A 13,584-nucleotide genomic window follows, 5' to 3' on the forward strand; every position below is an offset into this window, starting at 1 on the left:
GAAAATTTACTCATCAAAGGCCTGCTCGAAAAAAAACGGCAGCACAAAGGCCACCAGGCATGGTTATTCAAGGCCACTGTATTGTTCCTGGCTATTTTCAGTTTCTCGATATATAAGAATTCCGATTTCGGCGATTATCATTCGCTGCCGGCGCTGCCGCTCGCCAGCACCATGACCCTCCCAGTCGACAGGCAACCGAACGTTCCGCTGGCCGCCAGCGCCGAGGAAACGGGCATCAGTTACGGGGAATACCAGCCTTTTCTGAGCCAGGCCGATTTTTCCCTGCGCTCGGTTTTCGGGCTGAAAATCAGGACCATCGTCATCGATCCGGGACATGGCGGTGAAGACCCGGGAACCTCGGGACAATTCGGCACCAAGGAAAAAGACATCACCCTGGACATCGCCAAAAGGCTCCAGCAGCGGCTGAGCCGCTACGACGGTTACCAGATTTCATTGACGCGCACCACCGATGAAACCCTCACCCTTGAATCCAGGATCGAATACGCCAACGCCCACAAGGCCGATCTCTTCGTTTCCATCCATGTGAACAATATCCCCAACAAGCCTTACAGCATCATCGAGACCTACTATTTCGGGCCCAATGCCGACCGCGGCGCCCTGTCGCTGGCCGAAAAAGAAAACAGCGGCACCGGCTACGCCATGAACGATTTCAAGGCGATCGTTCAAAAAATAGGCAACACCCTCAAATACCAGGAAGCCAAGGTTTTGGCCCGCTCCATCCAGAGAAGCCTGTACGGCAACATGCACCGCAGCAACGGCAATCTCTATGACTATGGGGTGAAAACCGCGCCGTTCATCGTGCTGCTGGGCGTGGACATGCCCAGCGTTCTGACCGAGGTTACCTGCCTGAGCGATCCGGAAGAAGAGCAAAAATTGAACAGCGAAGACTATCGCGAGGATATCGCCCGCTACATGGAAGAGGGGATCATCCAGTATCTGCAAATAAAAATCAATCCAAACAAAAGCGAGGTGTGATATGGAACAACAGGACGCGTCGGCCAAGAAAAGCAGCCTGTTCGTGGGCATTGACTTGGGCACTTCCAGCAGCGCCATCGTGGACAGCAACCGCAAAAAGCACTGGGTGGAAAGCTACGTGGGCTGGCCGAAGGACTTCATCGCCGCCAAGGTGCTGCGCAAGCCCGTCTTGTTCGGGAGCGAAGCCTTGAAGAACCGCCTCTCCCTGGACATCTTCCGCCCCCTTGAACACGGAGTGTTGAAGGAGGGAAGCAGCAAGGAGGGAGAATCGGTCAAGGAGCTCATCCACCACCTGGTCTCCTTGGTCAAGCCGGAAAAGGACGTGCCGATCTACGCCGTAGTCGGCGTGCCGGCCGAATCGTTCAAGGTGAACAAGAAAGCGATCATCAACGCCGTCTCCGACTACGTCAGCTCGGTTATTGTCGTCTCCGAACCCTTCGCCGTGGCCTACGCGATGGACCTGCTCAACAACGCCATGATCATCGATATCGGCGCCGGAACCGTCGATTTCTGCATCATGCACGGCACCCTGCCGACCGAGGAAGATCAACGGACCATCCTGACCGCCGGCGATTACATCGACAACCAGCTCTACAAGCTGCTGAGTGAAAAATTCCCCGATTCGACCTTCAACCTGAACATGGTGCGCCTGTTCAAGGAACAGAACAGCTTTGTCGGCAGCGTCAAGGGACAGGTCAAGGTGGAGATCCCGGTCGCCGGCAAGCTGGTCGAGCATGACATCACCGACGAGATCCGCCGCGCCTGCGAGAGCATCCTGCCGCCGATGGTCGAAACCATCACCGAGATGATCGCCAAGTTCGACCCCGAATACCAAAGCCTGATCCGCAGCAACATCGTGCTGGCCGGGGGCGGCAGCCAGATCCGCGGCCTCGGCGAGGCTTTGAAGACCGTGCTGAAGGATTTCGGTCCGATCCAGGTCAAGATCGTCGACGACCCGATGTTCGCCGGGGCGGCCGGCGCCATGAAGCTGGCCCAGGAAATGCCCAAGCATTACTGGGAGAAGCTGAACGCCTGATTGTTTTAACCGGTTCAGTGCGTCTTGTTTCGCTGGCGTAAAAAAATGAAGATGGCGCCCAGCGCCAGGAAGCAGAGAAGGTATTCATAGGCGGTGGTGATGCCGTGAATGCCGAAAGCCACGAGTGTGGCCGGTTCGCGGGCAAAGCCCATCACCACCAGAACCCCTACCATCCCCCCTTCCCATACCCCGAATTGGCCGATGGCCGGAAGCGGCAGGCTGGCGATCAGCTCGGTGACCGAGATGCCGATGATCAAATCCCAAATATCCAGGTGCAGCCCAGCGTACCCTGCCCCAGCCATCAGGCTTTCAGCCAGCACGTACAGTGATATATATTTGACCAATCGGATAGCCAGCGAAATAGCCAGAAGACGGATCAGCGCTCCGCCGCGATGGACGGCATCCATGGCGGTCGCCAGGCGCTCAATGGACGCCGCGGCCCGCCCCCAACCGCTCTCCGTTTTCCCGCGTGCCATAGCTTGTAAAAAACATTCGAGCAAGCGGATCAGCGGGCCGAGCCACCAGGCCGCGGCCAGCGATATCGCAAAGAAAACAGCCCCGAAGACAACAAGCCATCCCAGCGGGAATTGCGCCCACGCCGCCGACCTGGCAAGACCAAAGCGCAAAGCGGCAGCGACGACGAGAAAGGGCCCTAGGGTAACCAGGTCGAGGACGAACGATACGATGAACGTCGCCGCGGCCGCTTCGGCCGCCACTGCCAGTCGCCGCTTCAGGAGCCAGACATAGGAACCGAACGATGCCAGCCTGGCCGGGACCAGGTCGCCGAGGGCATTCTGGACAAGGGTCGCAAGGAAAACGGGCCCAACGGCCGGCTTTGGCTCGGGCAACACGGCCCGGAAACGAAGTGCCCTGAGCCAGAGGTTCCCCAGCCCGATCAAGGCATACAGGGCTAATCCCCGGGGCGAGGCCGCGAGAATGCTCCCAATCAGGCGCTGCCAGGAAATTCCGCGCAGAAGCAGCCAGATGATAATGACGGAAAAGGCTGCAGGGACGACAAAGGCGGCAAGAGAATTTCTTTGTTTCTTTCCGCCTGTGTTTTTTTCGAGAAAGGAATTCACCGCGTCTTATTCTCCACTTTCGCAGACGACGAAAGCAGGGGGGCCAGGATCCGCTGCCAGGCCTCGGCCAGTACCCGGTAGCCCTTCTCGCTGGGATGAATTTCAGGGAGCAGCTCCGGCCGGTCGACGAAAAGGGAATGCAGGTCGGCCAGGACGAGCCCGCGCCGGCTTGCGATGTCGCGGATGGCCGGGTTGATCTCGGCCTCGACCCGGGCCCGCGAACCGGCATCGAAGTGCCAGCGGACCTCCACTGGGATCGGCAGGATCGTGGCCAGGATGATGCGCGGAAACGAACCGTCATGGTTGCGGTGCCGCCCGATCCGCTCCAGTATCGCTTCGAGGTTGATGCGGAATTGCGCGGTCGTCGTGGCGTGGCTGTCGATGCGCAGATCGTTCGTGCCCAGCTGCAGCAGGACCCAGTCGGGATCGGTCCGCTCGACGATCTGCGATCGTTCGAGAAAGCGGATATACTCGGCCGTGCTGTCACCCTTGGCGCCGGCATTGATTACTTGGACGGAAAAACCGTCCCGGGCAAGGAGATTCTTCAGACGCTTCGGGTAGCTCGCCGCCGTGATGCTGTCACCGGCGCAGAGGATCACCGGCAAACCGGTCAGGGCGGGCACGCCCGGATCCCGCCGGCAACATGCCGCCAGGCAGTGCAGCAGGAACAGGGCCAAGGGGCGAAGAACTGGCTTCATTTGACTTCTTTATCCGGCGCCCAGTCCGGGTAGCGGTCATCGGCGCCAGGAGGGGTCAAGAGAGCCGGCGTCCCCCCCGTAGCCGGGATCACGGCCAAAGACCAGGGTCCGTTTTTCGATCCTTTCGTTGTCTCATAGACGATCCAGCGCCCGTCGGGAGACCAGGCCGGGTTGTAGTCATGGCTGTCGTCGCTGCACGTGACGCGCATCTTGTTCCTCCCGTCGGCATCCATGATCCACACGTCACCCATGCCGTCAACGACATCGGATACAAAAGCGATCCGCTTGCCATCCGGGGACCAGTCGGGGCGGCAGTTTCCCCCCTTGGACGTGAGGGCCCTGGCATTCGAACCGTCCCGGTTCATGCGATAGACATCCCAGCCCAGCTTGTTTCGGGAAAAGGCGATCGTCGAACCGACGGGCGAAACGGCGGGAAGGATTGTCCCAGCATGGCGCGCGGCACTCCCCCTTTCCCCTTGTCAACAGCTCAACAGCGCTCCCGTCGGCGCGCATCCGCCAGACGGCAGCCGATCCGCTGCGGATCGATTCGAAGACGATCCAGGAACCGTCGGGGGATGCGCTCGGGTAATAGTCATCGGCCGCTGACCGCGTCAGCCGATTCTTTGAGCCAGTGGCCAGGTCGAGGGAGAATATCTGCCAAAGCTCATCGACCCGCGACTGGAAAAGGATAATCCCTTGGCCGGGCAAAACCGCCGGAGCTGGCGGCCCGGCAGGCACAGCCGCGGTTTCCCGGTTCTTCCGGCCGGCAACGATGAAGCCGGCCAGGGCGATCGTTGCCAGGACTGCGGCGGCAACCGCTCTCCACAAGATTTTTTTTCTGCCTGGGAAAACCATGCCCTCCTCCACAGCACGATTTTAAGAGACTTGGCGCCAAATTGCAATAGAGTCCGTCTTTTGCTACAATGGTGAATAAGCAAAGGTTTGCCCCCTCTCATGAAAACCAACCATAAACCTGGAAGCCGGACCGTATCGTTTGTCAGCCTGGGGTGTTTCAAAAACACCGTGGACAGCGAGGTGCTGGCCGGAATGCTGAAGGAACGCGGCATGGAGATCGTTTCCGAATACGAGAACCCGGAGTGGCTGGTCATCAACACCTGCGGCTTCATCCGCGATGCCAAACAGGAGAGCATTGAGGAGATTCTGGCCGCCCTCGAGAAAAAGGAAAAAGGGGAGATAAAAAAACTGGCGGTATTCGGCTGCCTGATCCAGCGCTATCTTTCGGAATTGAAAGAGACGTTTAAAAATGTCGACGTCCTGTGGGGTGTCAACGACATGGAAGAGCTGGCCGACGCCGTGGCCCAAAACTTCCGCGGCGAATACCAAAATAAAAAACTGTTCCTTTACAGCGACCGCCACCAGCGCCAGCCTTTCACCGCCCCGGGCTCCAGCTATATTAAAATATCGGAAGGCTGCAACATGGTTTGCAGTTTTTGCTCCATCCCCATGATCCGCGGTCCCTATCGCTCCCGGGCCATCGGTTCGATTGTCAGGGAAGCCGAGCGTTTAAGGGAAGCGGGGATCGAGGAGCTGAACCTGATTTCGCAGAACTCGACCTATTTCGGCAAGGACCGCGGCGCGCATTCGCAGCTCCCCAACTTGCTGAAGGAAGTTTCAGGACTCGGCTTTCGCTGGCTGCGCATCCTTTACCTGATGCCGGAGGAAATGAGCGCCAAGATCCTCGCCGCCTTCGCCAAGCCATCGGTCCTGGCGTACTTCGATCTGCCCTTCCAGCACGTGTCGGCCAGGGTGTTGCAGAAAATGCGCCGCGGCGGCGACTATGATAAAAACATGCGCCTGGTGCGCCAAGTCAGGAAAATGTTTCCCCAAGCCGTTTTGCGCAGCACCTTCATCGTCGGCTTCCCGGGCGAGGAAGAGAAGGATTTCACCGATCTGACGGAATTCGCCAAGGAGTCGGCGATCGAACGGATAGGCGTTTTCGGCTTTTCATTGGAGGAAAACACCGCCAGCTGCGAACTGCCACGGAGAGTAAGACCGCAAACGATCGAAGAGCGAAAAAATCGCCTGCTGGACATCTCGGATGAGAACCTAAAGAAATACAACCAAACACTGATCAACCAGACCATGGATTTTCTGCCGTTGGCCCCCTCCCCCTGGGCCGAAGGCAGCACGATCGGACGCATCGCCAGCCAAGCACCCGAAGTGGACGGCCACTGCCAGGTGCCGGTTCAATTCGACGAAGCGTGCAAGCTGTTCCCGGTCAGGATCAGCGGGTTTCAAAACGAAATGCTTTTTGGAGAAAGAATATGAAACAACTGGGCGTTTTGATCGCCACCTTTTTCGGCATCGGCCGCATCCGCATCGCTCCCGGCACCTGGACCTCGTTGATCGTCAGCCTGATCGTCTACTTCATCCCGGCCCCCGCCCTGCCTTTCGCCCTGCTGGCCCTGGCCACGGGCATCGTTTTCCTCGTCGGCATCCCGGCCGCGGCCGCCTGTGAGGCTCATTTCCAGAAAAAAGACCCACGCCAATGCGTGATCGATGAAGTGGCCGGGCAGATGGTCTGCTTCTGGTTCCTGCCGCACACCATCGGTTTCTATGGCATCGCATTCCTGCTGTTTCGTTTTTTCGACATCCTGAAACCGTTCCCCATCAAGGCAAGCGAAAAAATTCCCCATGGCGTTGGCATCATGCTGGACGATGTGCTGGCCGGCTTTTACACGCTGGGAGTAATGCAAGCCGCGCGCGCCATTTTTTTCAAGTAACAAAGTCATTAACATTAATTGCATTTATCGGCAAAAAAGTGTAAAATACAACTTATTTTGCAAAGGAGGACCGTGAAATGGCTAAAGTATGCGATATATGCGGCAAGAAACCTGTCTATGGACATAATGTCAGCCATTCCCATAAATTGACCAACCGGCGCTGGGAACCCAACCTGCAGAAAATCAAAGTCGTGGTTGACGGCAAAACCCAATCCATGCGGGTTTGCACCGCCTGCATCCGCTCGGGAAAGATTCAGAAAGCCGTTTAAAACGCTTATCCAGTTTGAAAATGCAAACTGGCGGCGATCAATTCATGCAAAAAAGAGTCGGCATCATTGGCGGCAGTTCGCCCGAACCCAGGCACCTGCAGATCGCCGAGGAGTTGGGAAAATTAATCGCCCAAAACGGATATATTCTGGTCAACGGCGGCCTCAGGGGGGTCATGGAGGCCTCGGCCAAGGGAGCCAAGGCGCAGGGCGGAACGGTGATCGGCATTTTACCCGGGAAATCGGCCCAGGACGCCAACCCGTACACCGACATCGCCATTCCCACCGGGCTCGGCTATTTGCGCAACGCCCTGGTGGTGTTGAACGCCGACGTGCTGGTGGCCATCGACGGCGAATACGGTACTCTTTCGGAAATCGCCTATGCCCAGATCTACGGCAAGAAGGTCTTCGGGATCGAAACCTGGGACATCCGCGGCGTGATCCCGGTGGACGACGCCCAAGCCGCCATGGACCGCATCCGGGACTATTTCAAGGACCGGTCCTGAGCGATTCAGCGATGAAATAAAAGTTCATGGTCAACAATTACCGGGTGGTCGTTCATTTCGACGGGACCGAGTATCACGGCTGGCAATTTCAATCGCCCGAATTTCGCACCGTCCAGGCTGAACTCATCCGGGCGCTGAAGATCATCGCCAAAAAACAGATGACCGTCACCGGCAGTTCAAGAACCGACGCCGGCGTCCATTCGCTCGGCCTGACCGCCAATTTTCACCTGCCGGTCGCCATCGAACCCGAATCGCTGCAAAGGGCCTTGAATTCATTGCTGCCCAAGGATATCCGCATCATGGAGTGCGCCCTGACCGACAAGTCGTTCAACGCCCGTTTCGGCGCCTCCAGCAAAACCTACATTTACCGCGTCTTCACCGGGCCGGTGCAATCCCCGTTCAGCCTGCGCTTCGCCTTGCATGTTCCTTATCCGCTCGACGTCAGGGCCATGCGCCGGGCGACGCGCCATTTCATCGGCGCCAAGGATTTCACCTCCTTTACTTCCGACGAACCCGAAAAAAAGAAAATGCGGGAAGTGAGCGAGTTCACCATGCAAGTGAAGAAAGATGAAATCATTTTCACCGTCAGCGGCAAGAGCTTCCTGCGCTACATGGTGCGCAACATGGTCGGCACCATCCTCGATGTCGGCCGGGGAAAGATCAAGCCCGAGGACATACCGGACATCTTCGCCGCCAGGGACCGGCGCCGGGCAGGTCAAACAGCACCGGCCAAGGGACTGACGTTGGCCAAGGTAGAATACACCCCAGACAAAGCCAGCGAATAAGCCAGAGCGCTCCGAGTAATTTGCCGATTATCCCAGGTACTTGAGGACAAGCAGTGTCTGGTCGTCTTCAGGATGGACCTCACCACTGAAATCTCTTACTGCGGTTAATATTCGCGCCCCCATGTCTGCAGTGGGGATGCCTGGCATCGCCATAATCAGGTTGAAAAGCCGATCGTTGCCGAAGCATTCCCCTGCTTCATTCCGGCTCTCATTGATGCCGTCCGAATAAACCATCAAAACATCGCCTTTCTGCAGTACATCCTCAATCACATCATAACCGGTATTTGCCAAGAGTCCCAAAGCCGGATTTCCTTTTCTGGTTGCCCGAGGCCGCCCGCCTCGTATTAAAAGGGGCGGAGTATGCCCTGCGTTCAGCAAGCGAAGTTTCCCGGAATCGCCAGGAATGTCCAGCACTACCAGGGTAGCAAAATTATTCGTAATTCCGTCGCGGTGGAAAATCCGGTTGATCTGGGAACCGAGATCGGCAAGCTGGATCGTTTCCGTATACAACGCGCGGATGGTCGCCTGTAGCTTGACCATGAGCAAGGCTGCCGGCAGCCCTTTCCCGGAAACATCGCCCAGGACCAGGATATGATGATGATCATTGAGGCGGATACAGTCGATCAAGTCGCCGCCCACATCATTGGCCGGTTGGGAGTAAAGCCAGGTGTCCCAGCCGGGTATCTTGGGACTGGGGTCAGGGAGCAAACGCGTTTGGATCGCCCTTCCCTCAGCCAGTTCATCGCGGGCCAGCAACTTGTCTTTCAATTCAAGCATCAGGACAAAGATCAGTACGATGCCGCCAAATTCCCCAAAACTGAATGTGAAGTGGATCGGACCCAGGTTGATGTCGGAATTCTGCAGGAATACCGCTAATGCGGCAATAAAGAACAGCAAGCGGCGGATCGGAGTCAGTTTGAAAAAGAGGCTTTTAAGCAGCCAGCCGCAAAGATAGAACCCGCGTGAAACGGGGCGCATTTTTTCCAGGCGATTTTTTTGCTCTTCTTCAAGATAAAATTCTTTAATATCAGCGAAATCACGAAAAAGGGTCCGTTTTAATTCTGGCGGCGGTATTTCTGAAAATGCATCGCGAACGTGCCCGCCAAAGGACCTTTTTTTCTTCTTGTCGCCCATAGTTCCTGTTTTTTTATCTTTTGCCGGTGTTGAACAAATCGGGCTTCATTTGTTATTCAGGTAAGCATGCAGCGACTCGGCCGCTTTCTTGCCGTCGCCCATGGCCAGGATGACCGTCGCTCCGCCGCGGACGATATCGCCACCGGCAAAGATCCCGGGCAATGCCGTCTGCATGGTCTCCTCGTTGACGACAATGGTTCCCCATTTCGTAATCTCAAGCCCCTTGATCGCCTGCGGGATCAGCGGGTTGGGGTCGGTACCCACCCCGACCACGACCGTATCCACGTCGATCATATATTCCGAGCCCGTAATCGGCACCGGCCGCTTGCGCCCCGAGTCGTCGGCCGCTCCCAGCCCCATTTTCTGCACCTTCATTTGCTTAACCCGCCCATTGCCGTCAGCAAGATATTCGACCGGGTTGGTCAGAGTCAAGAACTCGATCCCTTCCTCCTTGGCATGGTGGACCTCCTCTATACGGGCGGGCATCTCCTGCTCGGAGCGGCGGTAGACGATCATCGCCTTGTCCGCTCCCAGGCGGACAGCGGTCCTAACCGAGTCCATGGCCGTGTTGCCGCCGCCGATGACCGCCACGCGCTTGCCGCTGATGATCGGCGTATCATACTGCGGGAATTGGTAGGCCCGCATGAGGTTGACCCGGGTGAGGTATTCATTGGAGGAATAGACGCCAATCGAATTCTCGCCCGGGATATGCATGAATTTCGGCAGGCCGGCACCGCTGCCGATGAAGAACCCTTGAAATCCCTGATTTCTCAGGTCGTCAATAGTCAACATCTTGCCGACGACCACGTTCCTTTCAAATGCCACCCCCAGCGCCTCCAGATAGGCGATCTCCGAACGGACAATGCTCTTGGGCAAGCGGAACTCCGGGATGCCGTAAATTAAAACTCCCGCCAGTTCGTGCAGGGCTTCGAAAACCGTCACCGGGTAGCCCAGCTTGGCCATCTGCCCGGCAAAAGTCAGGCTGGCGGGGCCCGAGCCGATGGCCGCGACCTTGACCGGCCTTTTCTTTTCGATGACCGGAATGGAGATAGTACCGGTCAAACGTTCGCAATCGGAGGCGAATCTTTCCAGATAACCGATGGCCACGGGCGGTTTCTTCATTTTCTGATAGACGCAGGTCGCTTCGCACTGCGTTTCCTGCGGGCAGACCCGGCCGCAGACGGCAGGCAAGGCGTTGGTCTCTTTCAGTTTCTTGGCCGCGGCCAGGAAATCCTTCTTTTCAATCAACTTGATGAACCCGGGGATGTTGATGTTCACCGGGCAGCCGGAAATGCAGGAGGGTGTGGAGCAATCCAGGCACCGTTTCGCTTCCTGGACGGCCATCTCCTCGTTCAATCCGCTGTTGACTTCCACGAAGCCCAATATTCTTTCCAGCGGAGCCAATTCGGGCATTTTGACGCGGGGCAGGCCGCTCCTCTCCTTGGCGCTCAGCCCGCTTCTGAGTTCGTTCCGCCAATCCTGGTTTCTATCGGCATTCAGTTCCTGGGGATCGACCGGCATGTTTCGCGTCTCCTTTACGACAGTGTCTTCAGGTAACCGTCATACGAGGCTTTCTCCTCTTCCTTGTACGTGCTCAGCCTCTTGATCATTTCGTCATAATCTATTTCGTGGGCGTCGAATTCCGGCCCGTCCACGCAGACAAACTTTGTCTTGCCGCCGACAGAGACCCGGCAGGCGCCGCACATGCCGGTCCCATCGACCATGATGGTGTTCAGACTGACGATGGTCGGAATGTCGTACTTTTTCGTCAGCAGCGCGACGAATTTCATCATGATCGCCGGCCCGATGGCCACGGCCAGCTGGACCGACTCGCGCTTCAACACCTCCTCGATCCCGACCGTGATCACCCCTTTTTTTCCATATGAACCGTCATCGGTCATAACGATCACTTCGTCGGCGAAAGCACCCATCTCCTTTTCCAGAATCAGGAGCTCCCGGTTGCGGGCTCCCAGGACGGTGATCAGCCTGTTGCCGGCCTCCTTGAACGCCCTGGCGATGGGAAAAAGGGGGGCGATGCCAACCCCACCGCCGCAGGCCAGGACCGTTCCCAGCTTTTCGATATGGGTGGGCCGGCCCAGGGGCCCGGACAGGTCATGCAGAAAATCGCCGGGATGCATGTTGCATAATTTGTGCGACGTGGTTCCCACCCGCTGGATGATCAAGGTGATAGTCCCGTTCTTCTTGTCGGCGTCGGCGATCGTCAGCGGGATGCGCTCCCCCTTATCGTCGGTTCGGACGATAACGAATTGTCCGGGATTTTGCTTCTGGGAGACGGCCGGAGCTTCAACGATCAGTTTCACCACGTTCTCTGACAGAAACTCTTTTGCGACAATCCTGTTCATGGGCTTTTCCTCCCAAGTCAATTACAGTAACAAAGTGTGTTTGAAAAAGCAATCAAAGCAAGCAGGTCCAAAAGCATCCACAAGCAATATGGCCTCCATATTTTAGCGAAACAATATTATTACACCGTGTAAAGATTTAATATAGCAATTATTTTTACACCGGATATCTTTGATTGGAGGCGCATTAACGGAAACCGTAAAGTGTTAAATTTATTATCACAATAGAAAAACCTATATCTGACGGCAATCTTGGCGATCAAATGCATAAAAATTGGATAATGGATGTTAAGAGAAAAAAGGATTGCCCTGATAAAAGCGTGTCCTGACAAGCTTCTTCGATTTGGCACGGCAATTGCTTATAGTATGTTGGGTTAGGAAAAGCTACCCAGAAAACAATATTAGGAGAATAAAATGAACGAAAAGAAAGTTTTGTTGATCGACGATGAGGCCTCGCTCCAGAGAAGCCTGACTCTCGGATTGCTGCAAAAGGGGTATGAGACCGAATCCTGCGAAAACGGCATGAATGGCCTGAAAGCCTTGGAGGCATTCAAAAAGAACCAGGTTCCCCTGCACTATGTGGTGGTCGATGTCCGTTTACCCGATATCGACGGCATCAAGCTGCTCAAGGTGATCAAGTTCAACTATCCCGAGCTGCCGGTTATCGTGATCACCGGCTACGGCAATGACGCGACCGCCCTGGACGCCAAAACGGAAAAAGCCGATGCCTACCTGGAAAAGCCTTTCACAATCGATGAACTGACCAAGATCCTCGCCGAGATCCCCCAGAAAACAGCGACCCCCGCGGCCGAAGAAATGAAAAACGCCGAACCCGACGGGGAGAGATCGTTCAGTGCCTACGCGCTGTTGAACTTCAGCGAAACCGCCAATCTGGCCGAGGCTTACCAGGAATTGTATTTCATGGACCAGGTTTTGTACTGCGACGCCATCAAGGGCGATTTCGACTTGGTGCTGCTGCTCCAGGCCGGCAAAATGGCTGACATTCAGTCCATGGTCGAAAACAAGATAAAAAAAATGCCGGGCGTCAAGGAAGTCACCTTACTGCCGGTGGACCTGCCGCAGCTCTCCGAAAGCACCAGCAGCATCATCGGCACGGTTGACAAGGCGCTGGGCCGGGACAAGGAAAACCCGGAAGCCACGGCCAACCCCAACTTTTCGCGCAGCGCTTCCTCCTATGTGTTCCTCGAGATCGAGAAAGACAAGCTGGAGAACATTTACCCGACGCTGTACATGAACGACCAAGTCGTTTCCTGCGATTGCATCGATGGCAAATATGACATCGTGTTGCTGATGCAGGGGGCGAGCTTCGCCGAAATCGACCGCAACATTCTGACCAAGATCAAGCCCCTGGACGGCGTGCTGAGGATCAAAGAGACGCCCATTATCAAACTATTTGAAATGTAAGCCGAAATGTAAGATAATGGGGGCATGAAAGCCAATGAAAAGCTGAATGCCCAGCACGCGAAGAACGGCCTTGCCGGGTTCAAAGTCGAGCTATGGAACTATGAGGGGGAAAGGGGCGCACTGATCCCCCTTTTGCAAGCCGCACAGGATACCTACGGTTATATCCCCGAATCGGCCATCGACCAGATCAGCGAGATCGTGGGCCTTCCCGCGGCCGAGATTTACGGGGTCATTACGTTTTATTCCCAGTTCCGCCTCAAGCCGCTGGGGAAATATCTGATCAAAATCTGCGACGGCACCGCCTGTCACGTCAACGGCTCGGAACGCATCGCCGACACCATCGAAGACGAGCTGCAGGTCAGCGGCAACGACACCACCGAGGACGGCCTGTTCACCCTGCAAAAAGTAGCCTGCCTTGGCTGCTGCTCCCTCTCGCCGGTGATCATGATCAATGACGAAACCTACGGGCGCCTGACGCCCAAGAAAGTCCAGCAATTATTGAAGGAATACAAAATAAAAGCCCAAAACCCTCAGACCGCGTGACGCGCGTAAGGA

Annotated in this window: 16 protein-coding genes; 9 read left to right on the forward strand and 7 right to left on the reverse strand. The window is 56.3% G+C overall.

Going from position 1 to position 13,584, the window contains the following annotated elements:
• Positions 1-996: N-acetylmuramoyl-L-alanine amidase (locus NTW95_07970; protein MCX6557346.1), on the forward strand; the 996-nt coding region annotated here is incomplete at its 5' end.
• Position 997: 1 nt separating this feature from the next.
• Positions 998-2,032, forward strand: a complete 1,035-nt coding sequence (mamK, locus tag NTW95_07975; protein ID MCX6557347.1) for a MamK family actin-like protein — start codon at positions 998-1,000, stop codon at positions 2,030-2,032.
• A 14-nt stretch (positions 2,033-2,046) separates the two neighbouring features.
• Here the strand turns inward: mamK and NTW95_07980 are convergent, their stop codons facing one another.
• The 4 genes from NTW95_07980 to NTW95_07995 are packed head-to-tail and all read right to left on the reverse strand — an operon-like array spanning position 2,047 to position 4,664.
• The gene (locus tag NTW95_07980; protein ID MCX6557348.1) at positions 2,047-3,111 is read right to left on the reverse strand and encodes a lysylphosphatidylglycerol synthase transmembrane domain-containing protein; all 1,065 of its coding nucleotides are present in this window, start codon (positions 3,109-3,111) and stop codon (positions 2,047-2,049) included.
• Positions 3,108-3,809: an SGNH/GDSL hydrolase family protein gene (locus NTW95_07985; protein ID MCX6557349.1), complete on the reverse strand. Its 702-nt coding sequence runs from the start codon at positions 3,807-3,809 to the stop codon at positions 3,108-3,110. Before NTW95_07985 ends, NTW95_07980 begins: the two co-directional genes overlap by 4 nt.
• A complete protein-coding gene (locus NTW95_07990; GenBank protein MCX6557350.1) occupies positions 3,806-4,060 on the reverse strand; it encodes a hypothetical protein in 255 nt (84 codons plus the stop codon). The genes NTW95_07985 and NTW95_07990 overlap by 4 nt, the downstream gene beginning before the upstream one ends.
• Before the next feature lie 4 nt (positions 4,061-4,064).
• Complete coding sequence (locus NTW95_07995) at positions 4,065-4,664, reverse strand: hypothetical protein (protein MCX6557351.1); 600 nt, start codon at positions 4,662-4,664, stop codon at positions 4,065-4,067.
• A gap of 99 nt (positions 4,665-4,763) precedes the next feature.
• On the opposite strand from NTW95_07995, the gene rimO reads away from it, so the two are divergent.
• The 5 genes from rimO to truA all read left to right on the forward strand — a co-directional run bounded on the left by rimO (position 4,764) and on the right by truA (position 8,110).
• On the forward strand, positions 4,764-6,098 hold the full coding sequence (gene rimO / locus NTW95_08000; GenBank protein ID MCX6557352.1) for a 30S ribosomal protein S12 methylthiotransferase RimO: 1,335 nt from the start codon (positions 4,764-4,766) through the stop codon (positions 6,096-6,098).
• Positions 6,095-6,553, forward strand: coding sequence for a phosphatidylglycerophosphatase A (locus NTW95_08005; GenBank protein ID MCX6557353.1), 459 nt, complete (start codon positions 6,095-6,097; stop codon positions 6,551-6,553). Before rimO ends, NTW95_08005 begins: the two co-directional genes overlap by 4 nt.
• Positions 6,554-6,630: 77 nt before the next feature.
• Complete coding sequence (gene rpmB, locus NTW95_08010; GenBank protein ID MCX6557354.1) at positions 6,631-6,822, forward strand: 50S ribosomal protein L28; 192 nt, start codon at positions 6,631-6,633, stop codon at positions 6,820-6,822.
• A 44-nt stretch (positions 6,823-6,866) separates the two neighbouring features.
• Positions 6,867-7,325 (forward strand): TIGR00725 family protein, encoded by a 459-nt coding sequence (locus NTW95_08015; GenBank protein MCX6557355.1) that lies wholly within the window; start codon positions 6,867-6,869, stop codon positions 7,323-7,325.
• Positions 7,326-7,351: 26 nt separating this feature from the next.
• Complete coding sequence (gene truA / locus NTW95_08020) at positions 7,352-8,110, forward strand: tRNA pseudouridine(38-40) synthase TruA (GenBank protein MCX6557356.1); 759 nt, start codon at positions 7,352-7,354, stop codon at positions 8,108-8,110.
• A 27-nt stretch (positions 8,111-8,137) separates the two neighbouring features.
• Here truA and NTW95_08025 read toward each other — a convergent pair whose 3' ends face one another.
• From NTW95_08025 to NTW95_08035, 3 genes are read right to left on the reverse strand one after another with little or no spacing between them, the layout of a single operon-like run.
• Positions 8,138-9,244 (reverse strand): PP2C family protein-serine/threonine phosphatase, encoded by a 1,107-nt coding sequence (locus NTW95_08025; GenBank protein MCX6557357.1) that lies wholly within the window; start codon positions 9,242-9,244, stop codon positions 8,138-8,140.
• A 45-nt stretch (positions 9,245-9,289) separates the two neighbouring features.
• Positions 9,290-10,765 (reverse strand): NADPH-dependent glutamate synthase, encoded by a 1,476-nt coding sequence (gene gltA / locus NTW95_08030; GenBank protein MCX6557358.1) that lies wholly within the window; start codon positions 10,763-10,765, stop codon positions 9,290-9,292.
• 14 nt (positions 10,766-10,779) lie between these two features.
• Positions 10,780-11,607, reverse strand: coding sequence for a sulfide/dihydroorotate dehydrogenase-like FAD/NAD-binding protein (locus NTW95_08035; GenBank protein MCX6557359.1), 828 nt, complete (start codon positions 11,605-11,607; stop codon positions 10,780-10,782).
• Positions 11,608-12,018: 411 nt separating this feature from the next.
• Here NTW95_08035 and NTW95_08040 point away from each other — a divergent pair, with 411 nt between their 5' ends.
• Both NTW95_08040 and nuoE read left to right on the forward strand, forming a co-directional pair.
• Positions 12,019-13,029 (forward strand): response regulator, encoded by a 1,011-nt coding sequence (locus NTW95_08040; protein ID MCX6557360.1) that lies wholly within the window; start codon positions 12,019-12,021, stop codon positions 13,027-13,029.
• Between the two features lie 24 nt (positions 13,030-13,053).
• Positions 13,054-13,572 (forward strand): NADH-quinone oxidoreductase subunit NuoE, encoded by a 519-nt coding sequence (nuoE, locus tag NTW95_08045; GenBank protein MCX6557361.1) that lies wholly within the window; start codon positions 13,054-13,056, stop codon positions 13,570-13,572.
• Positions 13,573-13,584: the final 12 nt, after the last annotated feature.

It is taken from the genome of Candidatus Aminicenantes bacterium (genome assembly GCA_026393795.1).
In the GTDB taxonomy this organism is placed as follows: Bacteria; Acidobacteriota; Aminicenantia; order UBA2199; family UBA2199; genus UBA2199.

Excerpts from the sequence above, each read along its gene's own strand:
- truA (MCX6557356.1), top strand. The coding sequence starts at position 7,352 with ATGGTCAACAATTACCGGGTGGTCGTTCATTTCGACGGGACCGAGTAT.
- NTW95_08025 (MCX6557357.1), bottom strand. The coding sequence starts at position 9,244 with ATGGGCGACAAGAAGAAAAAAAGGTCCTTTGGCGGGCACGTTCGCGAT.
- rimO (MCX6557352.1), top strand. The coding sequence starts at position 4,764 with ATGAAAACCAACCATAAACCTGGAAGCCGGACCGTATCGTTTGTCAGC.
- NTW95_08015 (MCX6557355.1), top strand. The coding sequence starts at position 6,867 with ATGCAAAAAAGAGTCGGCATCATTGGCGGCAGTTCGCCCGAACCCAGG.
- NTW95_07985 (MCX6557349.1), bottom strand. The coding sequence starts at position 3,809 with ATGAAGCCAGTTCTTCGCCCCTTGGCCCTGTTCCTGCTGCACTGCCTG.
- NTW95_07995 (MCX6557351.1), bottom strand. The coding sequence starts at position 4,664 with ATGGTTTTCCCAGGCAGAAAAAAAATCTTGTGGAGAGCGGTTGCCGCC.
- gltA (MCX6557358.1), bottom strand. The coding sequence starts at position 10,765 with ATGCCGGTCGATCCCCAGGAACTGAATGCCGATAGAAACCAGGATTGG.
- nuoE (MCX6557361.1), top strand. The coding sequence starts at position 13,054 with ATGAAAGCCAATGAAAAGCTGAATGCCCAGCACGCGAAGAACGGCCTT.
- NTW95_08035 (MCX6557359.1), bottom strand. The coding sequence starts at position 11,607 with ATGAACAGGATTGTCGCAAAAGAGTTTCTGTCAGAGAACGTGGTGAAA.
- rpmB (MCX6557354.1), top strand. The coding sequence starts at position 6,631 with ATGGCTAAAGTATGCGATATATGCGGCAAGAAACCTGTCTATGGACAT.
- NTW95_07990 (MCX6557350.1), bottom strand. The coding sequence starts at position 4,060 with ATGGGTGACGTGTGGATCATGGATGCCGACGGGAGGAACAAGATGCGC.
- mamK (MCX6557347.1), top strand. The coding sequence starts at position 998 with ATGGAACAACAGGACGCGTCGGCCAAGAAAAGCAGCCTGTTCGTGGGC.
- NTW95_08005 (MCX6557353.1), top strand. The coding sequence starts at position 6,095 with ATGAAACAACTGGGCGTTTTGATCGCCACCTTTTTCGGCATCGGCCGC.
- NTW95_08040 (MCX6557360.1), top strand. The coding sequence starts at position 12,019 with ATGAACGAAAAGAAAGTTTTGTTGATCGACGATGAGGCCTCGCTCCAG.